We start from the raw sequence: 24450 nt of genomic DNA, 5'->3' as shown, positions 1-24450 counted from the left end.
CGCGCTCCTTCGAACAGGTGATCCGGGTCAGGCCCTGGTGTGGTGGTGACCGTCGAGGCTGAAGTCGAACACTCCGCCGTCGAAGGCACTGTACGACCCGTAGTCGAGCAGGTCGTAGAGGTCGGTCCGAGTCTGCATCGCCGGCACCTCCGCCTCGAGGGTCCCGTCGGCGAGGAGGGTGTCGAGCGCGCGGTCGGCGGCTCCCATCGCGATGCGCAGCAGCGAGACGGGGTAGATGACGATGTTCACGCCCACCGATGCGAGCTGGTCGGTGGTGAACAGCGCGCTTTTGCCGAACTCCGTCATGTTGGCGAGCACGGGCACGTCGACGGCCTGCCGGATGGCCTCGAACTCGGAGAGGTCGGTCATCGCCTCGGGGAAGATCGCGTCGGCGCCCGCGTCGACGAGGGCCTTCGCGCGGTCCTTCGCTGCGTCGAGACCTTCGATGGCCCGCACGTCGGTGCGCGCCATGACGAGCAGGCCGGGATCGCGCCGGGCGTCGACCGCCGCCTTGATGCGTCGCAGCGCGACGTCGAGGCCGACGACCTGCTTGCCGTCGAGGTGGCCGCACCGCTTCGGGTTCACCTGATCCTCGATGTGCAGGCCCGCGATGCCGGCGTCCTCGATCATCTGCACCGTGCGCGCGATGTTCATCGGCTCGCCGAACCCGGTGTCGGCGTCGATGAGGGCGGGCAGGTCGGTGACGCGCGCGATCTGCGCCCCTCGCCCGGCCACCTCGGAGAGGGTGGTGAGCCCGATGTCGGGCAGGCCGAGATCGGCGGAGAGCACCGCGCCCGAGATGTAGACGCCGTCGAAGCCCTTGCGTTCGACCAGTCGCGCGGAGAGCGGGTTGAAGGCGCCGGGGAGGCGGAGCAGGCGTCCCGAGGCGAGCGCCGCCCGGAAGTCGGCCCGCTTCTGGTGGGCGGGAACGGCAGAGTGCAGCATCAGAACAGGCCCTTCGGTGCGGGGATCGAGTCGAGGAGTCCAGGTCGCGCGGTGATGGTGAGGCCGACGAGCTCCTCGGCGCGCAGCTCGGGCAGGCGCTGCGCCCTGTCGAGGAACCGCTCGATCTCATCGGCGTCGAGGGCGTCGGCGGCGAGGGTGCGGAACTTCGCGATGTAGTCGTCGCGAGCGAACGGGCGCGCCCCCTGCGGGTGGGCATCCGCCACCGCGATCTCGTCGACGATGCGGGTGCCGTCGCGCAGCTCGATCTCGACGCGTCCGCCGAACGCCTTCTCGGCGGGATCCTCGGAATGGTAGCGGCGAGTCCACTCGGGGTCCTCGCGGGTCTCGATGCGGCGCCAGAGGTCGACGGTGTCGCGGCGGTTCGCACGCTCGGGGGCGTAGGAGTCGACCTGGTGCCAGCGGCCGTCCTGCAGCGCCACCGCGAAAATGTAGGGCACCGAGTGGTCGAGAGTCTCGCGGCTCGCGGCCGGGTCGTACTTCTGAGGATCTCCGGCGCCCGAGCCGATCACGAAGTGCGTGTGGTGGGAGGTGTGCAGGACGACCCGGACGATGACGCCCGGCTCGCGCAGCTCGGGGTGCTCGCGGCCGAGGCGGCGCGCCAGGTCGATCCACGCCTGCGCCTGGTACTCGGCCGAGTGCTCCTTCGTATAGCTGTCGAGGATCGCCCGCTTCGCCTCCCCCGGAACGGGCAGCGGCACGTCGTACGCCGCGTCGGGGCCGCCGAGCAGCCAGGCGATGACGCCGTCCTCCCCCTCGTAGATCGGCACCGGGCTGGTCTCGCCGCGCATCGCGCGGTCGACCGCTTCGACGGCCATCTTCCCGGCGAACGCCGGGGCGTGCGCCTTCCAGCTCGAGATCTCGCCCTTGCGGGACTGCCTCGTGGCGGTCGTGGTGTGCAGAGCCTGCCCGACGGCCTGGAAGATCGTGTCGGCGTCGAGGCCGAGCAGGGTGCCGATGCCGGCCGCGGCACTCGGGCCCAGGTGGGCGACGTGGTCGATCTTGTGCCGGTGCAGGCTGATGGCGCGGGCGAGATCGATCTGGATCTCGTACCCCGTCGCGATCCCACGCACCAGGTCGCGGCCGGTGCGTCCCGCGTGCTGGGCGACGGCGACGAGCGGCGGGATGTTGTCGGCGGGGTGCGAGTACTCGGCGGCGAGGAAGGTGTCGTGGAAGTCGAGCTCTCGGACGGCGACGCCGTTCGCCCACGCCGCCCACTCCGGGGAGACCCGGACGGCGCGCTGCTCCCCGAACACGGTGGCTCCCGCGCCTCCGCGGCTCGGCGGGTGCGCGAGCGCCTGCGACCGTGCCGACACGACCGGACGCCTCGACAGGGATGCAGCGGCGACGGCGGCGTTGTCGATGACCCGGTTGACGATCATCTCGATCACCGCATCGTCGACCTCGACCGGGTCGGCGGCGACGCGGGCGATGGCGGCTGCCAGTTGGGCGTCGCGCGGCAGCTCTTCATCGCTGCGGTGGGTGCGCACGCGCATGGTCTTCGTCAACGACGGCCTCCGGCGGTTCGAGGGTGGACTCGCTCTACTCTCCCCCATCGTCAGCACTCGCGCATCGCCTGCCGCCCGGTCGCCCGCGACCGACGCCGGCGACCGACGTGACAGGCGCGCCCGGTATCGTCGTTCGGATCATGGCGCTGCGGTACACGATCGGCACCGTGCGCCTGCTCGCCGCGGCGACCGGCGTCGTCGCCCTCATCGCCCGCTTCATCTACGGGCTGAGTTTCCGCAGCTTCGTCTCGGTCGACTTCTTCGGCTACCTCACCGTGCAGAGCAACATGGCGGCGGTCGTCGTCACCGCGGTCGCCGGCATCACGGCCCTCAGGGGACGCCACGAATCGGCGACGCTGTCCGCGGCGCGGGCGGCGATCGCCTGCTTCCTGCTGGTCGCCGGCATCGTCTTCGCCCTGCTGGTCAGTCAGGCGCCGTCGGTCGGTTACCGCATCGACGTCCCGTGGTCCGACCAGATCCTGCACTTCGTGCTGCCCGGTTTCGTGCTCGTCGACTGGCTCGTCTCCCCGGGACGCAAGCGGGTCGGCTGGAGGCTGCTGTCGCTGGCGCTCGGCTATCCGATCGTCTGGGGCATCGTGACGATCATCCGCGGCGAGTTCGTCGGCTGGTATCCGTACTTCTTCCTCGACCCGGCGCAGAGCGGCTACCCGTTGACGCTCATCGTCTACGGCGCCGCCGCCCTCGCGCTGTTCGCGCTCGTCGAGTCGTGCCTGATCGCCGCGAGTCATGTGGCGCCGCTCGGGCAGCGTGAACTCCCTGGCGGAGGCTACCGGCGTGCCGCGCTCAAAGCCGGCTGGTTGCGCCGACGGGCGCACCGCTCGCGTCGCCGGGTCAGGGCAGCGGCGCGAACGGCTCGAGACTCGCACTGACGGCGGCGGCCAGCGCGGTCTCGTCGAGTTCGGCGAGGGCGGCGGACCGGTCCTCGTCGACGAGGCCGACGAGCACCGCCTCACCGGTGAGCGGCTCGAGGTTCAACCATTCGGTGATGGCCGCGTCTCCGCCGAGCAGCGACCAGCGGACGGCGTCGGTCTCCCAGAAGGCCTCGTCGAAGTGGACCCAGACCGTGTCGGTCGCACCGAAGCCGAGGTCGGCGATCGCGGCGCGTCGCGCGAACGGCAGAGCGGGTTCGAAGGTGATGCCCTGCCCCTTCAGCACGCCGAGCGGCACCGTCAGCACCACGCGGTCGACGCTCACCGATTCCCCCGTGCCGAGCCGGATGCTGACGCGGTTGTCGCCGTAGCTCACCGCGGTGACCGGGGTCGACAGCCAGACGTCGATGCCCTCCAACTGGTCGTCGATGTAGCGTCCGTAGCCGCCCGTGACCCGTTCGGCCTGCGGGGCGGCGGGTTCGGCGAACCCGTACCAGGACGAGATCGCGTCGGCGTCGGCACCGCGGGCGATGCCGACCTGTTCGAGCAGCTCGGCGTCCAGCCGTTCGAGCGCCGTGGGCGGTTCGCCGCCGGCGTCGAGGTCGCCCGCACCGGAGCCCTCGAGCGATTCGGTGAGCGTGCCGTCGTCGGGACGTCCGGCGGCCCAGCCGACCGCCGAGTCGATCGCATCCGCGCCGACATTCGAGCCGCCGGCGTCGACGCCGTCCGGGGTACGCAGCAGCGGGTCGCCGTCGACCGCCGATGTGCCGATGCCGAGGCTCGCGAGCCGCAGCGACACGGCGGAGCCGCTGTCCGGCGCCCATCCCGCGCCGAGCTCGATCGGCACCGGCCACGCCTCGTCCTCGCGCGTGGCGATGCGGCCGCCGGTGCGGTCGCGGGCCTCGATGACGGTGACCTGGAAGCCGTAGTCGCGCAGCCGTGCGGCGGAGGCGGCGCCGGCCGCACCGGCGCCGATGACGGCGATCCTCTCCCCGTCGGCGGCGTCGGCGAGCACTTCGGCGGCGGCCCGGATCCCCGACGCCGCGGCGCCGTCGACCGAGGCGGGGAGTTCGTCGGAGGTCGCCTCACCCGCGAAGTAGAGGCGCGCCTGCAGGGGTTCGCGCAGCGTCGCCCGGTCGGCGGGCGACGAGTGCGCGGCGATGAAGCTGTGCGAGCCGCGCGCGAACTCGTCCGCCGCCCAGTCGCTGCGGACGACGGCGAGCGGAGCGGGCACCGGGCTCGGCGGGAGGATGGGCGATGTCGTGCTCGGCGACGGGGTCGGCCTGCTCGGCGTGCACGCCGCGAGCACCAGCGTCGTGAACCCGGTGGCGGCGCCGGCGAGGAAGGTACGACGGGAGAGGCTCATCCTGCGCCCACCCTATCCCGCGACTCGACCTCGGGACCGGCGCCGCTGCGGGGCACGTCGCGGTGCCGGTGCAATGTGAAGAGCCCACGCAGTCGTCGAGGACTACGTGGGCTCCTGTGCGTCATCCGTCGGAGACGGACGGCGAGGTCTGAATCAGACCGGCTCTGCGTCAGATCAGAGGGGGCGGATGTTCGAGGCCTGCGGGCCCTTGTTGCCCGGGGTCACCTCGAACTCGACGCGCTGGTTCTCCTCGAGCGTGCGGAAGCCGCTCGAAGCGATGGCCGAGTAGTGGGCGAACAGGTCGGGACCCTGGTCATCGGGAGCGATGAAGCCGAAGCCCTTTTCGGAGTTGAACCATTTCACGACGCCAGTAGGCATAGCGTTTTCTCTTTCATTTCTTGGGTTTCGCACCGCGAAGGCCGCGGGGCGGTGTCACGCTGACTTCGCGTTCCAAGAAACGATCACCTCACGGCGGCGCCCCACAGACCCACTACCCTCAACACAACTGCTGCGCCTAACGATACAGCTAGGTACGTGACGTATGGTGAGCGAGTTTTTGTTCGTTCACCGGAAAGTCCCCTCGTGCGCACTCGTGCTTTGCTCGCCCTCCTCCCCGCGGTCGGTCTCGTGGCCGCTCTCGCCGGCTGCTCGGGCGACGCGCCCGAGCCCGCGGCGTCCTCCGACGCGGCCTCCGTCGACGTCTGCGCCACCCCGTCGGGCGACGCGTCCGAGGCGATCAGCGTCACCGGCGACTTCGGCGCCGCACCCGAGGTCGAGTTCGACGCCGGGCTCGAGGGCGACGAGACCGAGCGCACCGTCGTCATCGAGGGCGACGGCGACACGCTCGAGGCGGGCGGCCAGGCGCGCGTCGCGTTCACCCTGTTCAACGCGGCCACCGGTGACGAGATCGACCAGTACGGCTACGCCGACGGCGAGACCCAGGCGGTGTTCGCCGCCGACACGACTCAGTTCATCGCGGGCATCGCGAAGACGCTCGGCTGCGTGAACGAGGGCAGCCGCGTCGCCTCCTACATCCCCGCCGCCGAGGGCTTCGGCGAGGCGGGCAGCGAGGACTTCGGTGTCGGCGCCGGCGAGGGACTCGTCGCCGTCATCGACGTGCTCGACATCGTGCCGACGGTCGACAGCGTCCCGCAGGCCGCCGACGGCGAGGACCAGCCCGCGACCGAGGGCTTCCCGACGGTGACGCTCGCGGACGACGGCGAGCCGACCGTCGACGTCGACGGCGTCGCGACCCCGACCGAGCTGCAGGTCGCCGTGCTGAAGAAGGGCGACGGCGAGGTCGTGCCGGACGACGCGCAGGTCATCGTCCAGTACAAGGGCGTCCTGCTCGCGGACGGCACCGAGTTCGACTCGAGCTGGTCGCGCGGCGAGCCCGCCCAGTTCGCGCTGTCGGGGGTCGTTCCCGGCTTCGCGCAGGCGATCGCCGGTCAGACCATCGGCTCGCAGGTCATCGCCGTGATCCCCGCCGACCTCGCCTACGGCGACCAGGAGAGCGGCAGCATCCCGGCGAACAGCCCGCTCGTCTTCGTCATCGACATCCTCGCCGCCTACTGAGATCCGATATTGCGGGCACATCCGCACGTTCCGGCGGGCGCACGAGCCCGGAACGTGCGGATTCGCTCGCACTCGCGGCGGCTCAGCCCGCTGATCGACTCGAGTCCCGAGTGCGCACTGCGCGATGCTGACACCCTGCCCCGTCCGCGCGGGCCTCGGGGTGACCGCGAGAACGCACGTTCCGGGCGACACGCCGCGCCGGAATGTGCGTCTATGCCCGCAATATCGGATCTAGCGGGAGAGGGGGGCGGTTGTCGCGGACGTCGCGGTTTGCAAGGCCGCGGGGGTCAGTTCGAGTTCGAAGCCGCGGCGGCCGCCCGAGACGTGGATGGTCGGCCACGCCAGCGCGCTCTCGTCGAGGACCGTCGGCAATGCCGTCTTCTGGCCGATCGGACTGATGCCTCCCGCGACGTAGCCCGTCTTGCGCTCCGCGTCGCGCTGGTCGGCGAGCCCCACCCGCTTCGCGCCGAGCGCCGCGGCCATCGCCCTCAGGTCGAGGCTCGCCGACACCGGCACGATGCCGACCGCGAGCCTGCCGTCGGCCGAGACCACCAGCGTCTTGAACACCCGCGCCGGATCGACACCGAGCGCCTCGGCGGCCTCGAGCCCGTAGCTCGGGTGCGCCGGATCGTGCTCGTACGAATGCGTGCGGTACTCGACCCCGGCGCGCTCGAGCGCGACGGTCGCCGGGGTTGCTCCCCCGCCCGCAGCCCGCTTCGACATCGGCTCAGCGTTCGGCGATGAGCTGCTCGCGCACCTGGCGGCGCAGCACCTTGCCGATCAGCGAACGGGGCAGCTCGTCGCGCACCACGATGTGCTTCGGCACCTTGTACGCGGCGAGGTGCTTCCGCGCGAACTCGCGGACGCCCGCCGTGTCCGGCGTCGCACCCGCACGAAGCACGATCGCGGCCGCGACGTCCTCGCCGCCTCCCGGCCGGGGCAGACCGACGGCGGCCGCGGCCTCGACGTCGGGATGCGCGAGCAGCACGGTCTCGACCTCCGACGGCGACACGTTGAACCCGCCGGTGATGATGAGCTCCTTGCGCCGGTCGACGATCGTGACGAAGCCGTCGGCCGCGACCGTGACGATGTCGCCGGTGCGCAGCCAACCGCCGTCGAGCAGGGTCTCGGCCGTCTCGGCCGGGCGCTTCCAGTAGCCCTCGAACACCTGCGGCCCGCGCAGCAGCAGCTCACCGGGTTCGCCGAGCTCGACATCCTTCGACGGCTCGTCGGGGTCGACGACGCGGATCTCGGTGCTCGGGAACGGGACCCCCACCGTCCCGGGCCGGCGCGACGGCCCGATCGGGTTGCCGAGCGCGACGGGCGAGCTCTCGGTCATGCCGTATCCCTCGACGAGGAGCCCGCCGGTCGCCTCCTCCCACCGCGTGACGGTGAGGACCGGGAGGTTCATCGCCCCCGAGATGGCGAAGCGGACGCTCGACAGGTCGATCCCGCGACGACCGGCGGCGCGGGCCAGCTGGTCGTAGATCGGCGGCACGGCGGGAAGGAAGGTGGGCGGCGACTTCTTCGCCGCCGTCAGCACCAGGTCGAGGTCGAACTTCGGGAAGAGCACGAGCCGCGCGCCGATGCTCATCGCGAAGGTGAGGCAGAGCGTCATGCCGTAGGCGTGGAAGAACGGCAGCACCCCGTAGAAGACCTCGCGGCCGACCTCGAGGCCCGGCACCCACGCTCGCCCCTGCACGGCGTTGGCGTGCAGGTTGCGGTGGCTGAGGATGACGCCCTTCGGGCTGCCGGTGGTGCCGCTCGTGTACTGCAGCACCGCGGTGTCGGTGACCGCGGGAAGCGGATGGCGGCGCGGCAGGCGCTTCGCGGCGACCAGCTCGCCCCACTCGAGCAGGTGCTTCGCCTTGGGCTTGGCGGTCAGCGCTGCACGGGAGTCGCGCGCCTTCTTCACGGGCAGGCGCAGAGCGAAGCGGGTTCCGAACGGCAGAGCACGGGTGAGGTCGACGCTCACGATTCGCTCGGGGCGCACATCCTCGGGGAATCCGGCGACGGTGTCGGCGACCTTGTCCCACACGATGGCGAAACGGGCGCCGTGGTCCTCGAACTGATGGCGGAGTTCGCGTGTGGTGTAGAGCGGGTTGTGTTCGACGACGATCGCGCCGAGCCGGAGGACGGCGTAGAAGGCGACCACGTGCTGCGGCGCGTTCGGCAGCACGAGCGCGACCCGGTCCCCCGCTCGCACCCCGAGCTTCCGGAGTCCACCGGCGACGCGCGAGATCTGATCGCCGAGGTCCTCGTAGCTGGTCTCGGCGCCGAAGAACTCGAGCGCGATCCGCTTGCGGTGGCGGCGGACGGACTGTTCGAGCATCTCCGGAAGCGAGGTGTCGGGCACCTCGATCTCGTCGGGCACTGCCTCCGCGTAGGCGGCGAGCCAGGGGCGGGAGGCGAGCGGGTCGGCGGTGCGATCGGTCACGAGCCCGATGCTACGCGGGCCGCCTGTGGCGGATCCGATCAGCTGCCGTGCACCGCGAGCAGCGCGGCCGCCTCGGGGTCGAGGACGACGGTGACGTCGGGGTGCAGCCGGAGGGCCGAAGCCGGCATCGCCTCGCCGATCGGCCCTTCGAGGGCGGCCGCGACCGCGTCGGCTTTGGCGCTGCCCCGCGCGACGAGCAGCAGCCGCTTCGCCTCGAGGATGGTGCCGATCCCCTGAGTCACCGCCCGCCGCGGAACCTCGTCGACGGAGTCGAAGAACCGGGAGTTGTCCCTGCGGGTGCTCTCGGCGAGGTCCACGACGCGGGTGCGGCCGTCGAAGGGCGACGGCGGCTCGTTGAAGCCGATGTGGCCGTTGCGTCCGATGCCGAGGATCTGCAGGCCGACACCGCCCGTCGCCGCGATGCTCCTGTCGTACCGCGCCGCCTCCTCGGCCGGGTCGGGAGCCGACGGGTCGGGCATCGCGAGCCTCGCCGGGTCGCTTCGAAGCGGCTCGAGCGCCTCCCGCTCGAGCACCGACCGGTAGCTCTGCGCGCTGCCCGCCGGCAGCCCGAGGTACTCGTCGAGCGCGACGTAGCGCAGCCCGGACGCGTCGAACTCCCCCGCTTCAGTCAGCTCGCCGAGCACCCGGTAGAGGCCGAGCGGCGACGAGCCGGTGGCGAGCCCCAGAACACCGCGGGGTTCCGCGCGCACGAAGTCGCGCACGACGGCAGCGGATGCTCCGGCGGTGTCCGGATCGACGATCACGCGGATTCCGCGCCGCCCACCCGTCTCCACCGCATCCACGTCGTCCCGCACGCAACCATCCAACCTCACCATCGGACGTCACGCCGTCGTCCCGGGGTCCCCGGAACCGCCCAGCCGGATCAGCAGTACAGCGGCATAGAATCGCGCTCGTGGATCTTGAGTTCCTGCACGAACGCGACGCTCACCGGTACACGGCCCGCGTCGGCGGCGATCTGGTGAGCGCCCTCGACTACGCGCTGAGCCCCACCGAGATCTCCTTCACGCACACTTTCACCCCGCCGCCGCATCGCGGCAAGGGGTACGCGGGCAAGCTCGTCGACTTCGCCATCGACGACGTCGAGACGACGACCGAACTGCGGGTGCGCCCGATGTGCTGGTACGTCGGCGAGTGGTTCGACAAGCACCCCGAGCGAGCGAACCTCCTGACCCGCTGACCGGGTCACGTCCTCGTCTTCGCACTTCCTTCCTTCCCACCGCACCGACCTCCAGGAGGCCACCCATGCCGCTGACCGGCGAGTACGCACCGAGCACCGCCGACTGGGCGCGCGAGCAGGTCGAACTGTTCGAGGCGACGAACGGATCGGAGGGCGCCCTGCTGCAGGGCAAGCCGATCATCGTGCTCACCTCGCTGGGAGCGAAGAGCGGGAAGCTGCGCAAGACGCCGCTGATGCGGGTCGAACACGCCGGCGAGTACGCCGTGGTCGCGTCGAAGGGCGGCGACCCGAAGCACCCCACGTGGTACCACAACCTCGTCGCGAACCCTCTCGTCGAGCTGCAGGACGGCCCGGTGAAGCGCGACTACACCGCCCGTGAACTCTCCGGCGACGAGCGCGCACTCTGGTGGGAGCGCGCGACCGCCGCCTGGCCCGCGTACGACGACTACACCAAGCGCACCGAGCGCCAGATCCCGGTGTTCGTGCTCACTCCCGTCGAGGACTGAGGACGCGCCGCACCATGTCGGATCCGTCGCCCCTCGTCCTCGGTGAGAGCACGCGCCCCCACATCGTGCTCGCGCGCCACGGCGAGACCGAGTGGAGCCGCACGGGTCGTCACACCGGCCTGTCGGACATCCCCCTCACCGAGAACGGCCGCCATCAGGCCGAGATGGCGGGCGTGATCCTCGGCGGGAGGCGTTTCGGCGCGGTCCTCACCTCGCCGCTGAGCCGTGCCCGCGACACCGCCGCGCTCGCCGGCTACCCCGACGCCGTCGTCGACCCCGACCTCGTCGAATGGGACTACGGCGGCTACGAGGGGCTCACGACGCCCGAGATCGCGGAGCGCCTCGGCGGCTCGTGGAGCATCTGGACCGACGGCGTCATCCACGGCGCGGAGACTCCCGGCGAGACCATCGACGACGTCCGCCATCGCGCCGGTCGGGTGCTCGCCCGACTCGCGCCGGTGCTCGAGCGCGGCGACGACGCGCTGATCTTCGCCCACGCTCACTTCCTGCGGATCTTCGCGTCAGTGTGGCTCGATCTCCCGGTCGCCGCCGAGCGGCTCTACCTCGGCACCGGTGCGGTGAGCGCCCTCGGGCACGAGCACGGCACCCCGGTGGTCGTCGAATGGAACATGGTCGCTCCCCGCTGATCTCCGACGCGAGGCGACCGGGGACATCCGTCCAGCGGGGCGGCGTAGCCTGGCCGCTCGGAGGTGGCAGGTGAGCGAGAATCCGCGTCTGCGCGCCGAGCGGTACAAGCTCGGACAGGAGCCGGATGCCGAACAGGACGGCTCCGAGGCCCCGGCGCCGACGGCGGAGCAGCGCGCGGCGTACGTCGAGATCGCGATCCAGCAGGCCGAGCGCCGCGGCGACTTCACCGGACTCCCGGGAGCGGGCAAGCCGATCCGCGACCTCGGTCCGACGCACGACCCCGACTGGTGGATGCGGCGCAAGATCGAACGGGAACGGCTCACCGGTCTGGGCCCTCCCGCTCTCACCCTCCGCGTCGAGCACGCCGAACTCGATGACCGGCTCGACGCGATCGGATCAGAGCAGGGAGTGCGCGAGGTGCTCGACGACTTCAACTCACGCGTCGTCGAGGCCCGCCGCCAACTGCTGGGCGGCCCGCCGGTGGTGACGCCGACCCGCGACGTCGAGACGGAGCTCCTGCGGTGGCGTGAGCGTCGACACGCTCGCGCCGAGGCGGAACGTCTCCGTGTCGATGACGAGAAGAGGGCGACCACGCAGCGCCGGACCGGCCGGCTCAGGCGGTTGATCCCCGGCCGGGGCGGCAGCCGGCGCACCTGACCGTCGCGCCAGACCGTGGCGCCCGTCAGGGGCCGCAGTGGTGGTGCGACTCACCGCTCGGATGCGTGTGAGCCCACGCCGGCTGCCCGTTGCGGAGACGGACCAGGGCGCTCTCGAGCGTGATCACCGGGCACGACGACCAGTAGACGTCGATGTACTCCCGCCGTGCCATCTTCTTGTTCAACGCGGACAGCTCCGAGATCTGCACTCGACGGTCCTGGACATCGACCGGCAGCCACGCGTCCTCGACGAACACCAGCAGGAACTCCGGAAGAGCGCTGCAGTCCAGTGCACGGGCGACCGCGCCGTCCGGCTCGAACTGACGCTCGGCGGCGATCAGAACCTTCTCGCCCGCCGTCGCGACCCGGTCCGACTCCGTTTCGACGCACCGCCGCAACCGTGCCGCCACCGACTCGACCCGCTCGCGACGTCTCCCCGTCACTCGGCGCGCCCGGCTGGCGAACCACGAGTCGAGGATCTCGACGATGGATGGCAGGACTTCTTCGACGGGTTCGACGGTGTACATGATGTGACCCTGCACCGCACCACCGACAGCGCCCTCCCTGGTCAGCGCCGTCCCGGACAGTGCCGTCCCCGGTCAGTGCCGTCCCCAGATAGTGCCGCACCACCCGAGCGAGCCGATCTTCGGCCCGACCCGCGGGTCAGATCTGCCAGTCGTCCTGCCAGAAGTCGTGGCTGTAGTCGCGACGCTGCGGGCGCGGCTTCGCCGGCACTCCGACGAGCAGCGAGTGTTCGGGCGCGTCGACCAGAACGACCGCGCCCGCGCCGACGACGCTGTCCGCGCCGATCGTGATCGGACCGAGCAGTGTGGCCCCCGCGCCGATGACGACCCGGTCACCGACCGTGGGGTGGCGCTTCACGTGCTCGGCCGAAGTGCCGCCGAGGGTCACTCCGTGGTACAGCATCACGTCGTCGCCGACCTCCGCGGTCTCGCCGATGACGACGCCCATGCCGTGGTCGATGAAGAACCGGCGGCCGATCGTCGCACCCGGGTGGATCTCGATGCCGGTGAAGAACCGTGCGAGCTGCGACACGACGCGGGCGAGGAAGCGCAGCTCGGCCCGCCACAGTCGGTGAGCGAACCGGTACCACCAGATGGCGTGCAGTCCCGAGTAGGTCAGCCACACCTCGAACGGGCCGCGCGCCGCGGGGTCGCGACGGCGCGCCTCGGCGATGTCTTCGCGGACTGACACTGTGCGAGCGTACCTACTGTCGGGTGCGGCCGATCCGCGGCGCACTGCTGACGCCGCGGATCGACCGTCGAGGGGACTTCCGTCGGATCAGACGTCGAGGTCCTCGTAGAGCACGGTCGAAAGGTACCGCTCGCCGTAGCTCGCGACGATCACGACGATGGTCTTGCCCGCGTTCTCGGGTCGCTTCGCGAGCTCGAGGGCGGCATGGACCGTCGCGCCGGACGAGATGCCGGCGAGGATGCCCTCCTCGGTCGCGAGGCGACGCGCGACCTCGACCGAGGTCGCGATGTTCACGTCGATGACCTCGTCGTAGACCTCGCGGTCGAGCACGTCGGGGACGAAGTTCGCTCCGATGCCCTGGATCTTGTGGGGGCCCGGCTGCCCGCCGTTGAGGATCGGCGACTCCTCGGGCTCGACCGCCACGACCTTCAGGTCGGACTTCTGCTCCTTGAGGTACTGCCCCGCGCCGGTGATGGTGCCACCGGTGCCGACGCCCGCGACGAAGATGTCGACGGTGCCGTCGGTGTCCTCCCAGATCTCCGGCCCGGTCGTGGCGCGGTGGATGGCCGGGTTCGCCTCGTTCTCGAACTGGCGGGCGAGCACCGCTCCCGGCGTCGACTCGGCGATCTCGGCGGCGCGGCTCACGGCGCCCTTCATGCCCTCGGACGGCGGGGTGAGGACGAGCTCGGCGCCGTAGGCGCGCAGCAGCTTGCGCCGCTCGATGCTCATCGACTCGGGCATCGTGAGGATCACCTTGTAGCCGCGCGCGGCGCCGACCATCGCGAGCGCGATGCCGGTGTTGCCGCTCGTGCCCTCGACGATGGTGCCGCCGGGCGTCAGCGCACCGGACTTCTCGGCGGCGTCGACGATGGCGATGCCGAGGCGGTCCTTCACGGACGAGGACGGGTTGTAGAACTCGAGCTTCGCGAGCACGGTCGCGGCGGAGCCGTCGGTGACGCGGTTCAGCTTGACGAGCGGCGTGCGGCCGAACGCCTCGGTGATGGACGAGTGGATGCGGGCCATGCGGTATGCCTTACTGCTGCGGGTGACGGAGAGTGCCACGGATCGGGCAGGAGTCGAACGGGCAGAAGCTTATTGGAGGGCTCGCGGAAACCGGCTGTCACATTACGTCGCGTTCCGAGGGCCTGGGTGGGCGGTCGTCGACGGCCTGGTGCCCGCCGATCAGAACGGCTCGAGCACCGCGACGGCGCCGTGCTCGGGGCAGCTCACCTCCATGGCGAGGTGGTGATCGGACGCGACCGGGAGCACTTCGAGCTCTCGATCGCACTGCGGGCATCGGTTGGAGGCGGCGTCGTCGTCCATGCCTTCGAGGGTAAGAACCGCACTTGTCGGCCGCGTTAACGGATTCCGCCTGTCTTCCGGGGGAATGCCATGAGACAGCTGAGCGCTCGCCGTTCCACATCCGCCCATGCCGGGCTTTCGCCTTCTTCTGTGCTCCTTTCAGCATCCGCTCCGTATGGTGAGCGCATGGACAACTCCCCGGAGAGCACGCGCGGCCGCCTCGGCGCGCTGTGGACCGATCATTTCGGTCGCTGGAGCACTCGGGCGCTTCAGGCCCTCATCCTCATCGCCGTCGGCACCGTCGTGGTCTTCGCCCTGATCCAGGTGAAGCTCGTCGTGATCCCGGTGCTCATCGCGACGATCGTGGCCGCCGCTCTCGCGCCCGTGATCATGTGGCTGCGCCGCCGGGGGCTCGCCCCGATCCTCGCGACGTGGATCGTGCTGATCGGTTCGATCGTGATCTTCGGCGGGATCGTCACGGCGATCGTCTTCGCGGTGCGCGGTCAGTGGGACTCCCTCGTCGACGCGGCCGTTCAGGGCTACAACGACCTGCACGACTACCTCGTCGGCCTCGGCCTCCCTCTCGAGCAGATCGACTGGGAGGCGGTGCTCCCACAGGTCCAGAACTTCGTCACGAGCTCGCAGTTCGGTACCGGCGCCCTGGCGGGGGTCTCCGCGTTCACGAACTTCGTCACCGGATTCGTGCTGTTCATCGTGGTGCTGTTCTTCTTCCTGAAGGACGGGGACCGCATCTGGGCGTTCCTCCTCCGCCCGTTCCGCGGCGCGCGACGCGAGCGCGGCGTCCGCATCGGCCACGTCGGGGTGAAGACCCTCGGCGGGTACGTGCGAGGGACGGCGTTCATCGCCTTCGTCGACGCCGTCGGCATCGGCGCCGGCCTCGCGATCATCGGAGTCCCGCTCGCGCTGCCGCTCGCCGTCATCGTGTTCTTCGGCGCGTTCATCCCGCTGATCGGTGCGGTGGCGGCGGGCGTGCTCGCCGCGCTGGTGGCACTGTTCACGAACGGTCTCACCGCCGCCATCATCGTCACGATCATCGTCATCGCGGTGAACCAGATCGAGGGCAACTTCCTGCAGCCCATCGTCCAGGGCCAGTCGCTGAAGCTGCACCCCCTCGTGGTCCTCGTGGCTCTGACGATCGGAACGATCCTCGGCGGCATCGTCGGGGCGGCGATCTCGGTGCCGATCGCCGCGGTCGGCTGGGCGATCATCAAGGCGTGGAACACGCCCGAGCCGGAGGCCTCGCCACCGGCGTCGCCACCGGCGGTCGACGAGGCATCCGCCGCGTGAACGGGCATGCCCTCCAGTCGGGGCATACTGTCCTGTCGGGTTCGGTCCTGTCGGGTTCGGTCCTGTCGGGTCCGGTCCTGTCGGGTTCGGTCCTGTCGGGTTCGGTCCTGTCGGGTTCGGTCCTGTCGGGTTCGGTCCTGTCGGGTTCGGTCCTGTCGGGTTCGGGCGCGAGGGGTATGGGACACGCGGTCGGGCATGGTGGAGCGAGGGGTTTCGCGTGAGGGTCGTCAGCTACAACCTGCGTAAGAACGCGGCGGTCGGTGAGCTCGCCGCGATCAGCGAGCGGCACGAGGTCGACGTCCTGTGCCTGCAGGAGGTCACGACCGCGGAGCTGCCCGACACGCTCGGTCACCTGGTGCTCGCGGACGCGACCCGCAACAACCGTCTGGGCCTCGCCGTCTACGTTCGGGAGTCGCGGTTCGAGGTGCGCGCGACGAAGCTGCTGGCCGTGCACAAGTCGTTGCACGACCGGGTGCTGGCGCCGGCGAACGAGCGTCTGCTCGCCGCTCACCTCTACGACCGTCAGCGCGAGCGGGAGGTCATCGTGGGGTCGTTCCACGCCGCCCCGTTGACCGCGTCGAATTCGCTGCGTCGCAAGCAGATCGCCGCCGCGCACGAGGGCATGCGCGGCCTCGCGCCGGGAATCCCCGCCCTGATGGTCGGCGACTTCAACTACCCCTGGTTCATCAAGGGGCTCGAGCGTCGGCTCGACGCCGAGGGCTACCGGTTGACGCGCACCACCGAGAAGACGTATCTGCGCTACAAGATCTTCACCGGGTACTTCGACTTCGTGACCTCGACCGGGTACCGCATCGACCGTGTCGACGTGCTGCCGGCGGGCGCGTCGGATCACCGCGCGATCAGTCTCGAAGCGCACCTGACCGACTGACCCGGCGCGCGCGGCTGGACGTGCGCCCGGAGGACTCGTCGCCCCGTGCGTGGCCGGGGTTAGAGTGCCGTATGACCGACGACGGTGGGCGCTCCCCCGACTCGCCACCGCGTCCTCCGCGTCCGGCGACCGGCGGGTGGGTGGCGCCACCCGATCTCGCTCCGCTGCGGCCCACGACGGTGATCCGGGCTCTGCGCGGGCTGTGGATCGCGAGCTTCGTCGCCGCGGGCACGGCCATCACCGTCGCCTTCCTCGCGCGCGACCGCATCTACAGCGAGCTCGCGGCGTTCCTCGCCGAGCTCGCGCCGGACAGGGCCGAGGAGACACTCGATTCGGTCGCGATGATCGTGCTCACCGCGGGGCTCATCGCGATCGGGGTGGTCGCACTGGTGCAGGCGCTGATGCTGCGCGGCCTGCTTCGCAAGCACGGGGTGTTCCGCCCGCTGCTGTTCGTCTCGCTGCTGCTGCAGGCCGGCGTGTGGGTGCTCGCCGACGCTTTCATCGCCCTGGGGCCGTACGGCCTCTATCTGCGCGCGCTGCTCATCGCCGGGCTGGTGCTCGCGGCGGCGGGAGCCGTGGTCGGCGCGACGCCGGCGAGCGGCGACTGGCTGCGCGGGGTCACCGCGGCGCCCCGCCACACCCGGTGAGCGGAACTGTGGGCGAGGATGATCGCCTCGCAGCTGCGCGCGACAGCGGCGGCGACCTGCGTCTCGTCGGGTGAGGTCATCGGGTGGGTCTGCACGGCACGCCAGCGGCGGTGAGCGTCGACCGCCGCCGCGAGGATCTCGGCGTCGTCGGCGTCGTCGGTGAGCGCGAGACGTCGGCGCTCGTCGGTGCCGTGGCCGCCGAGGATCCGCTCCGCCTCGGCAGCGAGGCGGCGCGGAAAGGTGAAGCCGACGGTTCTCGCCACCGAGATGAGGTGCAGCTCGGTGCTCTCGTGGACGGCGACGTCGAGTTGCTCGAGGAGGGCGTCGATCGCTTCGCGGTCGGCGACGGGGCGGGCCTCGAGCACCGCGCGGACCCCGCTCGTGATGGCCCTGATCTTGAGCGTCTCGGCGCGGTCCGCGAACAGCTCGTCGATCCACCGGACGAGCTCGTCGAGTCCGCTGCGCCTCGTGAGTTCGGCCGACAACGCGGTGGCGTCGGGGGTGCCGTTGCGCAGCAGCACGAGCGCGAGCTTGATTCCGAACATGCCGAGCCGGTCGAGCAGAAGGGCCCGCGTCGGTGCGGGCACCGGGACCTCGTCGCTCGAGACGAACAGGTCCGCCGAGCGGAGGACCCTGTCACGGGCGCGGCGATCCATGTCCGCGAGGCTCTGCAGGGCCTGGAACTCCGCCTGGCGGAGCGTCGTCGCGCTCTGCGCGAGCAGGCCTGCGACGGGCAGGATGCCGAGGGTCAGTTCCTGCAGGCTGCCCTCCTCGCGGTAACGCTGGGCCACGTTGCGCGCGGAGAGCAGCGCGTCGAGCCGCCCGGCGCCGATCTCGTCGGCGCGGGAGAGCACGGCGATCGCGCTGACCGCCGACCGGGGTTCGTCGGCTCCCCGTCGGAACGCGGTGAGCAGGTCGAGGTCGACGCCGTGCAGGTGGCGCAGCAGGTAGAGCACCGCGTCGGCCTCGGAGGGCCCCGATTCAGGCAGCAGGAAGCGCCGCGAACGGGCGACGACGTCCGGTGAGAGCGAGGCGAAGCCGGGAGTGTCGATGAGAGTCATGCCGCGCAGCGCGGTGGCGGGCCACTCGACGACGATCCGCTCGATGCTGTCGGCGTCGAAACCGCCGAGCCGGATGTCGAGCCGCCCGCGGGTGCGCACCACCGCGAGGCGGTGCACAGAGCCGTCGCGCAGGTGCACGAAGATGCGCCTCGTCGCGCCGTAGACGTACCAAGTGATGAGGCGTGTGCATTCGGCCGCGTCGGTGGGCGCGATCTCCTCACCGACGATCGCGTTGAGGAGGGTCGACTTGCCCGCCTTCACCATGCCCGTGAGTGCGACCCGCAACGGGGACCGATGCCGTTCGATGAGGGCGTCGACGGCGCGCGCCGCCTCCTCCTCGTCGCCGTAGCACTGTCGTACCTCCCTCAGCAGGGCGACGACGGTGTCGGACGCGACGGTCACGAGGCGCTCATCGCGCTCTGCGGCACCGTCGGCGCGGCCGGTGTCGGCGATGTGCGGGGCGGCGCTGTTCCGGTGGGCGCTGTGCGAGGCGGTGCTGTTCGGGTGGACGCTGTTCTGGTGGGCGCTGTTCTGGTGGACGCCGCTCGGGCGGGCGGCGACCCGTCGGTCACCGCCTTCGTCAGGGCGCCGATGCGGGCGAGCTGCTTGCGGATCTCCCCGGTCCGCTGCTCGCGTTCGGCGTTGAACAGCGAGGCCGCCTTCTGCGAGGCGAGAAGCGAGTCGCCCAGGGAACGGTGCAGCTCCCCCGCGATCTCGCTGAAGTGGTCGCGGGTGGTGCGTTGCACGAGTCGGAGCCGGTCCTTCAGCTCCTTGCCGACCTGGAAGAGCACCTCGTCGATCTGCTTGTGCACGAGCATCTTCGCCTCCGACTGCCGCTTCTTCAGTCGAGCGTCCTTGTCGTCGCGGTACGCCTTGCCGCCGATCAGCAGACCGGCGGCGATGGAGAACGGGTTGATGAGACTGAGTCCCACGATGCCGGTGACGAGACCGATCATCAGGATGCCGCCGTACGAGCCGCGCATGCCGATGAGCACCTTCTGGAGACTGCTCACCCGTCCACGGTCCAATTCGGGCACCAGTTCGACGGCGTCGAGCGCCCCGTCGCCCGAGCCGACGTGCACCGCCGGCAGACGCACCTCCTCCTCGCCGAAATGCTCCGCCACCTGCCCGGCCAGCCAGCGGGCGCGCTCGTCGGACCAGATGAAGGTCTCGGAGACCGCGGTCGTGATGCGGGTCTCGAGCCAATCGACGAGCGACTCCCACAGGGGGCCGGGGTCGCCGGCGTCGATCGCGGCGTCGGCCTCGCGCTGGATCGCCCGCATCCGGTCGCGGAGGTCGTGTTCGATGTCGGACATGAGGTCGGCGATGCCGTCGGACAGGGTCACCTGCCACTGCGCCGACCGCTTGCGGAGATCGTCGGCGCGCTCCTTCGCGTTCGCGAGCTCGGCGACGACGGCGGGGGTGGCGGCCGGGTCGACGAGGGCGCTGAGTTCGCTCTGCAGCGCGAGGGTCAGGTGGTCGGCGACGGCGCGCAGGTCGTGCTCGAGCGAGCGCCGGTGCAGCCGCTCGACCTGGCCGAGCACCTCGCCGCGCAGGTAGCCGACGAGGGCGGGGAAGCCGGATTCGGTGTTCAGCACGGGGTCCGCGTCGCGGGCGGCGTCGAGGCGGAGCTGCGACGACACGGCGAAGACGGGGATGTCGCGCCCGAGCTCGGCGAGGTGCCGTCGGTCGAGGTCGGCGATGGTGCGCCAGCTCGGGTAGATGTCGGTCTTCGACAGCACGCAGGCGACGTTGGGGCACACGCGCAGCGCCTGTCGCAGGAACTGCATCTCGGGTTCGGTGAACTCCTGCGACGCGTCGGAGACGAGGATGACGGCGTCGGCCGTCGGCAACGCGGTCATGGTCGCGAGCGAGTGAGCCGACTCGAGCCCGCCGACTCCGGGCGAGTCGACGAGGGAGAGTCCGCCCGCGAGGATGGCCCGCGGAATCGCCACCTCGGCGGCGACGAGACCGCTGCGGTTGCCGGGATTCGCGCGTGCCGAGACGTGCTGGGCGAGCTCGTCGAGGCCGATGGGCCGGCGCTCGAGCGGCGGCTCCGCGCTCGCCGAGACGTCGCCCGACTGCCGGACGAGAACCGCGGAGGGAGTCTCCCCGTAGCTGACGACCGTGGTCACCGCGGTCGCGACGTCGTCGTCGACCGGGCAGACCGGTGCGCCGACGAGCGCGTTGATCAGCTGGCTCTTGCCCTGTCCGGATTCACCGACGACCATCACCCGGATGCTTCGGGCCTTCGAGCGCTCCTTCGCCTGTTCGAGTCGGCGTCGCAGGTCGGGGCGGCCTTCGGCGTCGGTGAGTCGGATCGCTTCGTCGATGAGGGTCGTGGGGTCGGGCAAGGGGTGCTCCTCGGGGATCGGGTGGGGTGGGTCCGACGTGCTGAAGACGTGGGCCCGACCCCGTCGGCGCGGAGCGCGACGGGGTCGGGTTCTCTCGGGGTGAGGCGCGACGCCTCAGGATCACATGACCGGTGCGGGCTCCTCGAGGACGGGCTCGTCGAGCACGACGACGATGGGCTCGTCGACGTAGGTGAAGTCGTCGTTGTCCTCGTTGCCGACGTTCAGCTCGTTGTCCTTGACGATCACGTCGTTGTCCTCGGAGAAGTCGAGCTCGTTGTCCTTGACGATGACGTCGTTGTCCTCCGAGTTGTCCTCGTTGCCGACGTTGACCTCGTTGTCCTTGACGATGAGGTCGTTGTCCTCGGTCGAGTTGTCCGAGTTGTCGTTGTACGAGTCGTTCACCGAGTTGTCGGAGTTGTCCGAGTTGTCGGAGTTGTCGTTGAACGAGTCGGAGACGTCGACCGAGTTGTCGGAGTTGTCGTTGTACGAGTCGTTGATCGAGTGATCCGACTCGTCGTTGAACGAGTCGTCGATGTCGACCGAGTGGTCGTCCGAGTTGTCGACGCGGGCGTCGTCGGTGGCGACGACGGCGCGGTCGCCGGATGCGATGTTCGCCTCCTGGTCGAACAGCTGGGTGACGTCGCCGTTGGCCCAGATGTTCTGGTTGACCGACTGGTCGAGCACCGTGTCGCGGTCGTCGAGCGAGGTGTACGAATAGTTGTTCACCAGGTGGGTGAGCTGCTGCACCGCGTGTCCGTGGTCGTCGTCCGGGTCCCAGTGGTTGCCACCGACGGCCTGGGGGTTGCCGCCGGTCTCGTAGGAACGGTTGCCGACGGCGACGGGGCCGTAGTCGAGCAGGACGGGCATGATGGCGTCGACGTCGTCGCCGCACACGTCCGACAGACCTGCGCTCGCGAGCGCCGCCTCGGGGTCGGCGGCGAATTCCTCGGCGGCCTCGGGGTCGCGGAAGAGGCTGAGGAGGAAGTCGAGCAGGGTCGTTGCGATGGTCATGATGGGCATTTCCTTCGGGTTCGGGTGTTCGTTGTGATCGGGTGGCGGGTCCAACGCGATCGGGTGCTGTCGAGCCTCGTCGCCGCCGGCGGGACGCACATCGGCGGTGGTCCCCCTATCGGGCCCGCACGGGGTGGGGCGGTCCCCCTACGCCGGCCCCCGGTCGTCGGGCGGATCTCATCGCCGAACCCCCTGTGACCCGCCCTGCGGAACCGAACCGTCGCGCGCCGGACCGCCGAGCAGACGCACCCCGTCACCGCCCGCGCTCCGCTCGTCCATGCCGGATCCGTTCGGGGCTGCTCCGTGGGGGCCGGCTCGATGCGGGCCGCGACCGTCGCCGTCGACGGCGGATCCACCGAGTCCGCGCCCGACGCCACTCCCGTCAGGGCCGCGTTCGCCCAGCAGGCGACGCAGTCGGGCGACGAGCTCCGACCGGGTGGAGGCTTCGATGCGGCCGCGGATGCGGGCCATGTGGTGTTCGACGGTGCGCGGCGAGATGAACATGGCCTCGCCGATCTCGCGGTAGCTCCTGCCTTCGACGAAGAGGGCGGCGACCTCCCGCTCCCGTGCGCTCAGCTGCACGTCGTCGGCGGCTCTGCCCGAGTCGACCCCGACCGCGGGCACGGGCTCGGTGATGGGGTGGGCGAGCCCGCTGCCCGGATGCATGTCGCGGGCGCAGGCCAGCAGGCGCGCCATCTCCTTGCGGTCGTCGACGTGCGCGGCGGCGTGACCGGCGAGCCGGGAGCCGTCCCAGGTCCGCCCGACCGCGGCGAGTCCCTTGGCGGCGATGATGACCGCCCGGGTGTCGATCGACTCGGTGAGGACGTCGGCCCAGGTGCGCGCCGCCGTCGCGCACGCCGCGGCGAGCGGGTTGGCATCGGCCATGGCGGTGAGGGCGCCGCCGTGATGGGCGAGGTCGGCGGGGCGTTCGGCGAGGATCGCGGCCTGCACCTCCGCCCAGTGCATCGCGGCGCTCCAGAGGGGCGGCGAGCCGAGCCGTTCGAGCAGCTGCCACCCTTCCGCCGCCGCGGCCTGCGCTCGGGCGCGATCGTGCAGGCGTGCCGCGGCGATCATCAGTTCGCCGAGCGGGAGCAGGCCGAACAGGTCGACCGGCACGTGCAGCAGGACGTTGCGGGCCTGCCGCCACGAGGCGACGAGGCCGGGCAGATCGTCCGCACGACGGGCGACCGCCACCCGCAGGGCGGCGAGCGTGAACTGGTCGCGTCCGAGCAGCGGACCACGGGCGGCGACGTCCTCGGCCAGGCGGGACGCGAGGTCGGGGCGGTCGTTCTGCATCCAGACCCAGGCGCGGAGCAGGCTGTGCCGCGCCGTCATGGCGGCTCCGCAGTGCCGGGTGTCGAGCGCCGTGTCGAGCACCGCCGCCGCCGTGTCGAGGTCGCCGAGGTGCAGGGCCGTGATCGCGCAGAGCGCGGCGGGCGACTCGGGCATCGGCATCAAGGTCCTCGAGCCGCTCATCGCGTCGGCGGCACGCACCAGCGACCCGAGCGCGGCGGGCCCCTGTCCCGCGAGCGACTCCCGCACCCCTCGCGCCATCAGCGCGATCGACGCTCCGGCGAGAGTCGGAGGCGCCACGGTCGGGAGCGCGGCGAAGAGGCGCTCTGCGCCGTCCACGTCGCCCACCGCCAGCATGGTGACGGCGGCGAGAGCGCTCGAAAGGGCATCCGAAGACCCGCCGATGAACCGGTAGCTCGCCGCGGCGCGCTCGAGCAAACCACGGTGGGCCCACAGGGCGGCGGAGACGTCGGCGACCGCCGCCGCGTCGGCATCCGCCTGCGCGAGGTGCTCGTCGACGTAGCGGGAGGCGAGCGCCACGTCGCCCGCGCAGAGGGCGGCACGTGCGCGGCGTGCGGCGAGGGCGATCGGGTCGCTGCCCGCCTGCACGGCGGCGTCGTAATACCCCGCGGCGACGGCCGGGTCGCGGTCGAGCGCCGCGTCGGCGGCGGCGACGAGCACCGCTTCGACGCGGGCGTCGTGCAGCCGGCTCTTCGCGAGCTCTCGTGCCACGTCGGGATCGAGGTCTCCCGTGCGGGTGATCGCGTCGACGAGGGCCCCGTGCAAGGCCCGAATGCGGTAGGCGGGCGTGCTCTGCAGGATGGCCCGGCGCACGATGGGCACGACCGTGCCGTGGGGGTCGAGCAGGCCGGCGTCGCGGGCGTCGGCGATGTGCGCGTCGAGGCGGCGCCGATCCTCCTCCCCCGGCGGTATCCAGCCGGCCGAGTCGAACCCCACCGCAAGCGCGACGAGCAGGTCTCGGAGGGTGGGGTCGAGCGCGCCGAGCTCGACGGTGAGCCTCTCGACGACCGCGGCGGCGGCCCTGCTCAGATCGGAGACGGCCGGGTGGGTGCCGAGCTGCCGGGCGAGCCGGGTGACGAGCCACGGCATCCCGGCGGTCTGGTACTCGACCGCCTCCACGAGTCCGATCGACGGGGCGGCGCCGTGCACGCCCAGCACCGCCGCGATCTCGTTGCGGTCGAGGGGACCGAGGGCGATCGGGGGCCGGTGGCGTTCGAGAGCCACGGACAGCTCGTGCAGGGCCGGCGAGCGGCGGAACGGGGGGTAGGCGACGATGACGCTCGCGGTGCCCCCGTCGACGAGATCGCGGAGGGCTCGGATGCGCGACTCGGCGAGCAGGTGCGCGTCGTCGACGAGGACGACCTCGTCCTCCGCGGCCGGGGCGTCGCCCTGCGGAGCGCTCGCCGACGTGCGATGGGCGGACAGCTCGTCGCGCACCGCGTCGAGCAACGCGCTCTTGCCCGAGCCACGGGCGCCGGTGATTGCGACGACGATGCGAGCGCCCGGGACTGCGGAGATCTGATCGAGGAACTCCCTCGCGGCGCGGGCGAGGGGACGACTGTGGTACTGCGCCCTCGGCGAGGTCGCATCCATCGGCGGAGA

The 24450-nt window shown here is 71.2% G+C and carries 24 protein-coding genes; 9 read left to right on the top strand and 15 right to left on the bottom strand.

Going from position 1 to position 24450, the window contains the following annotated elements; all coding sequences use genetic code 11:
- Positions 1–27: 27 nt before the first annotated feature.
- Both prpB and NGH83_RS05750 read right to left on the bottom strand, forming a co-directional pair.
- Positions 28–945 (bottom strand): methylisocitrate lyase, encoded by a 918-nt coding sequence (gene prpB, locus NGH83_RS05755; RefSeq protein ID WP_251858106.1) that lies wholly within the window; start codon positions 943–945, stop codon positions 28–30.
- Entirely contained in the window at positions 945–2471 is a 1527-nt protein-coding gene (locus NGH83_RS05750; RefSeq protein WP_251858105.1) for an MmgE/PrpD family protein, read from the bottom strand. Before NGH83_RS05750 ends, prpB begins: the two co-directional genes overlap by 1 nt.
- 140 nt (positions 2472–2611) lie before the next feature.
- Here NGH83_RS05750 and NGH83_RS05745 point away from each other — a divergent pair, with 140 nt between their 5' ends.
- Positions 2612–3361, top strand: coding sequence for a Pr6Pr family membrane protein (locus tag NGH83_RS05745; protein WP_251858104.1), 750 nt, complete (start codon positions 2612–2614; stop codon positions 3359–3361).
- Here NGH83_RS05745 and NGH83_RS05740 read toward each other — a convergent pair.
- Both NGH83_RS05740 and NGH83_RS05735 read right to left on the bottom strand, forming a co-directional pair.
- On the bottom strand, positions 3324–4727 hold the full coding sequence (locus NGH83_RS05740) for a flavin monoamine oxidase family protein (RefSeq protein ID WP_251858103.1): 1404 nt from the start codon (positions 4725–4727) through the stop codon (positions 3324–3326). The two genes, NGH83_RS05745 and NGH83_RS05740, sit on opposite strands and share 38 nt — an antisense overlap.
- 174 nt (positions 4728–4901) lie before the next feature.
- On the bottom strand, positions 4902–5105 hold the full coding sequence (locus tag NGH83_RS05735; RefSeq protein ID WP_251858102.1) for a cold-shock protein: 204 nt from the start codon (positions 5103–5105) through the stop codon (positions 4902–4904).
- A gap of 204 nt (positions 5106–5309) precedes the next feature.
- On the opposite strand from NGH83_RS05735, the gene NGH83_RS05730 reads away from it, so the two are divergent.
- Entirely contained in the window at positions 5310–6302 is a 993-nt protein-coding gene (locus NGH83_RS05730) for an FKBP-type peptidyl-prolyl cis-trans isomerase (RefSeq protein ID WP_251858101.1), read from the top strand.
- 231 nt (positions 6303–6533) lie between these two features.
- Here the strand turns inward: NGH83_RS05730 and ybaK are convergent, their stop codons facing one another.
- From ybaK to NGH83_RS05715, 3 genes are read right to left on the bottom strand one after another with little or no spacing between them, the layout of a single operon-like run.
- Positions 6534–7025 (bottom strand): Cys-tRNA(Pro) deacylase, encoded by a 492-nt coding sequence (gene ybaK / locus NGH83_RS05725; protein WP_251858100.1) that lies wholly within the window; start codon positions 7023–7025, stop codon positions 6534–6536.
- A gap of 4 nt (positions 7026–7029) precedes the next feature.
- Entirely contained in the window at positions 7030–8739 is a 1710-nt protein-coding gene (locus NGH83_RS05720; RefSeq protein ID WP_251858099.1) for a long-chain-fatty-acid--CoA ligase, read from the bottom strand.
- Between the two features lie 38 nt (positions 8740–8777).
- A complete protein-coding gene (locus NGH83_RS05715; RefSeq protein WP_251858098.1) occupies positions 8778–9554 on the bottom strand; it encodes a glucosamine-6-phosphate deaminase in 777 nt (258 codons plus the stop codon).
- Positions 9555–9652: 98 nt separating this feature from the next.
- On the opposite strand from NGH83_RS05715, the gene NGH83_RS05710 reads away from it, so the two are divergent.
- The 4 genes from NGH83_RS05710 (at position 9653) to NGH83_RS05695 (ending at position 11748) form a co-directional block, all read left to right on the top strand.
- Complete coding sequence (locus NGH83_RS05710) at positions 9653–9937, top strand: GNAT family N-acetyltransferase (protein ID WP_251858097.1); 285 nt, start codon at positions 9653–9655, stop codon at positions 9935–9937.
- A gap of 65 nt (positions 9938–10002) precedes the next feature.
- Entirely contained in the window at positions 10003–10443 is a 441-nt protein-coding gene (locus NGH83_RS05705) for a nitroreductase family deazaflavin-dependent oxidoreductase (RefSeq protein WP_251858096.1), read from the top strand.
- A 14-nt stretch (positions 10444–10457) separates the two neighbouring features.
- A complete protein-coding gene (locus NGH83_RS05700) occupies positions 10458–11090 on the top strand; it encodes a histidine phosphatase family protein (protein WP_251858095.1) in 633 nt (210 codons plus the stop codon).
- A gap of 70 nt (positions 11091–11160) precedes the next feature.
- Complete coding sequence (locus NGH83_RS05695; protein WP_251858094.1) at positions 11161–11748, top strand: DUF1992 domain-containing protein; 588 nt, start codon at positions 11161–11163, stop codon at positions 11746–11748.
- Between the two features lie 25 nt (positions 11749–11773).
- Here NGH83_RS05695 and NGH83_RS05690 read toward each other — a convergent pair whose 3' ends face one another.
- The 4 genes from NGH83_RS05690 to NGH83_RS05675 all read right to left on the bottom strand — a co-directional run bounded on the left by NGH83_RS05690 (position 11774) and on the right by NGH83_RS05675 (position 14285).
- The gene (locus NGH83_RS05690; RefSeq protein ID WP_251858093.1) at positions 11774–12274 is read right to left on the bottom strand and encodes a hypothetical protein; all 501 of its coding nucleotides are present in this window, start codon (positions 12272–12274) and stop codon (positions 11774–11776) included.
- Between the two features lie 136 nt (positions 12275–12410).
- Complete coding sequence (epsC, locus tag NGH83_RS05685) at positions 12411–12962, bottom strand: serine O-acetyltransferase EpsC (protein WP_371872765.1); 552 nt, start codon at positions 12960–12962, stop codon at positions 12411–12413.
- Positions 12963–13049: 87 nt separating this feature from the next.
- Positions 13050–13985, bottom strand: a complete 936-nt coding sequence (cysK, locus tag NGH83_RS05680; RefSeq protein ID WP_251858091.1) for a cysteine synthase A — start codon at positions 13983–13985, stop codon at positions 13050–13052.
- 159 nt (positions 13986–14144) lie between these two features.
- Positions 14145–14285 (bottom strand): hypothetical protein, encoded by a 141-nt coding sequence (locus tag NGH83_RS05675; protein ID WP_251858090.1) that lies wholly within the window; start codon positions 14283–14285, stop codon positions 14145–14147.
- Between the two features lie 165 nt (positions 14286–14450).
- Here NGH83_RS05675 and NGH83_RS05670 point away from each other — a divergent pair, with 165 nt between their 5' ends.
- Genes NGH83_RS05670 through NGH83_RS05665 form a run of 3 tightly spaced genes read left to right on the top strand, consistent with a single transcriptional unit; the run spans position 14451 to position 16461 of the window.
- On the top strand, positions 14451–15572 hold the full coding sequence (locus NGH83_RS05670; protein ID WP_251858089.1) for an AI-2E family transporter: 1122 nt from the start codon (positions 14451–14453) through the stop codon (positions 15570–15572).
- Entirely contained in the window at positions 15500–15793 is a 294-nt protein-coding gene (locus NGH83_RS15325; RefSeq protein WP_371872763.1) for a pentapeptide repeat-containing protein, read from the top strand. The genes NGH83_RS05670 and NGH83_RS15325 overlap by 73 nt, the downstream gene beginning before the upstream one ends.
- On the top strand, positions 15790–16461 hold the full coding sequence (locus NGH83_RS05665) for an endonuclease/exonuclease/phosphatase family protein (protein ID WP_251858088.1): 672 nt from the start codon (positions 15790–15792) through the stop codon (positions 16459–16461). Before NGH83_RS15325 ends, NGH83_RS05665 begins: the two co-directional genes overlap by 4 nt.
- 523 nt (positions 16462–16984) lie before the next feature.
- On the opposite strand, the gene NGH83_RS05660 is transcribed toward NGH83_RS05665, so the two are convergent.
- The 4 genes from NGH83_RS05660 to NGH83_RS05645 all read right to left on the bottom strand — a co-directional run bounded on the left by NGH83_RS05660 (position 16985) and on the right by NGH83_RS05645 (position 24441).
- Positions 16985–18571, bottom strand: a complete 1587-nt coding sequence (locus tag NGH83_RS05660) for a dynamin family protein (RefSeq protein ID WP_251858087.1) — start codon at positions 18569–18571, stop codon at positions 16985–16987.
- Positions 18568–20523: a dynamin family protein gene (locus NGH83_RS05655; RefSeq protein ID WP_251858086.1), complete on the bottom strand. Its 1956-nt coding sequence runs from the start codon at positions 20521–20523 to the stop codon at positions 18568–18570. Before NGH83_RS05655 ends, NGH83_RS05660 begins: the two co-directional genes overlap by 4 nt.
- A 120-nt stretch (positions 20524–20643) precedes the next feature.
- On the bottom strand, positions 20644–21534 hold the full coding sequence (locus NGH83_RS05650; RefSeq protein ID WP_251858085.1) for an IniB N-terminal domain-containing protein: 891 nt from the start codon (positions 21532–21534) through the stop codon (positions 20644–20646).
- Positions 21535–21711: 177 nt separating this feature from the next.
- A complete protein-coding gene (locus NGH83_RS05645) occupies positions 21712–24441 on the bottom strand; it encodes a LuxR C-terminal-related transcriptional regulator (protein WP_251858084.1) in 2730 nt (909 codons plus the stop codon).
- Between the last annotated feature and the right edge of the window lie 9 nt (positions 24442–24450).

The sequence above is a fragment of the Herbiconiux sp. L3-i23 genome (genome assembly GCF_023734115.1).
Classification (GTDB): domain Bacteria; phylum Actinomycetota; class Actinomycetes; order Actinomycetales; family Microbacteriaceae; genus Naasia.
This window is presented reverse-complemented; position numbering and strand designations above follow the sequence as displayed.

Bases quoted from the DNA above. Each gene is read 5' to 3' on its own strand.
- prpB (WP_251858106.1), bottom strand. From the start codon at position 945: ATGCTGCACTCTGCCGTTCCCGCCCACCAGAAGCGGGCCGACTTCCGG.
- NGH83_RS05745 (WP_251858104.1), top strand. From the start codon at position 2,612: ATGGCGCTGCGGTACACGATCGGCACCGTGCGCCTGCTCGCCGCGGCG.
- NGH83_RS05740 (WP_251858103.1), bottom strand. From the start codon at position 4,727: ATGAGCCTCTCCCGTCGTACCTTCCTCGCCGGCGCCGCCACCGGGTTC.
- NGH83_RS05735 (WP_251858102.1), bottom strand. From the start codon at position 5,105: ATGCCTACTGGCGTCGTGAAATGGTTCAACTCCGAAAAGGGCTTCGGC.
- ybaK (WP_251858100.1), bottom strand. From the start codon at position 7,025: ATGTCGAAGCGGGCTGCGGGCGGGGGAGCAACCCCGGCGACCGTCGCG.
- NGH83_RS05705 (WP_251858096.1), top strand. From the start codon at position 10,003: ATGCCGCTGACCGGCGAGTACGCACCGAGCACCGCCGACTGGGCGCGC.
- NGH83_RS05700 (WP_251858095.1), top strand. From the start codon at position 10,458: ATGTCGGATCCGTCGCCCCTCGTCCTCGGTGAGAGCACGCGCCCCCAC.
- NGH83_RS05690 (WP_251858093.1), bottom strand. From the start codon at position 12,274: ATGTACACCGTCGAACCCGTCGAAGAAGTCCTGCCATCCATCGTCGAG.
- cysK (WP_251858091.1), bottom strand. From the start codon at position 13,985: ATGGCCCGCATCCACTCGTCCATCACCGAGGCGTTCGGCCGCACGCCG.
- NGH83_RS05675 (WP_251858090.1), bottom strand. From the start codon at position 14,285: ATGGACGACGACGCCGCCTCCAACCGATGCCCGCAGTGCGATCGAGAG.
- NGH83_RS05670 (WP_251858089.1), top strand. From the start codon at position 14,451: ATGGACAACTCCCCGGAGAGCACGCGCGGCCGCCTCGGCGCGCTGTGG.
- NGH83_RS05650 (WP_251858085.1), bottom strand. From the start codon at position 21,534: ATGACCATCGCAACGACCCTGCTCGACTTCCTCCTCAGCCTCTTCCGC.
- NGH83_RS05645 (WP_251858084.1), bottom strand. From the start codon at position 24,441: ATGGATGCGACCTCGCCGAGGGCGCAGTACCACAGTCGTCCCCTCGCC.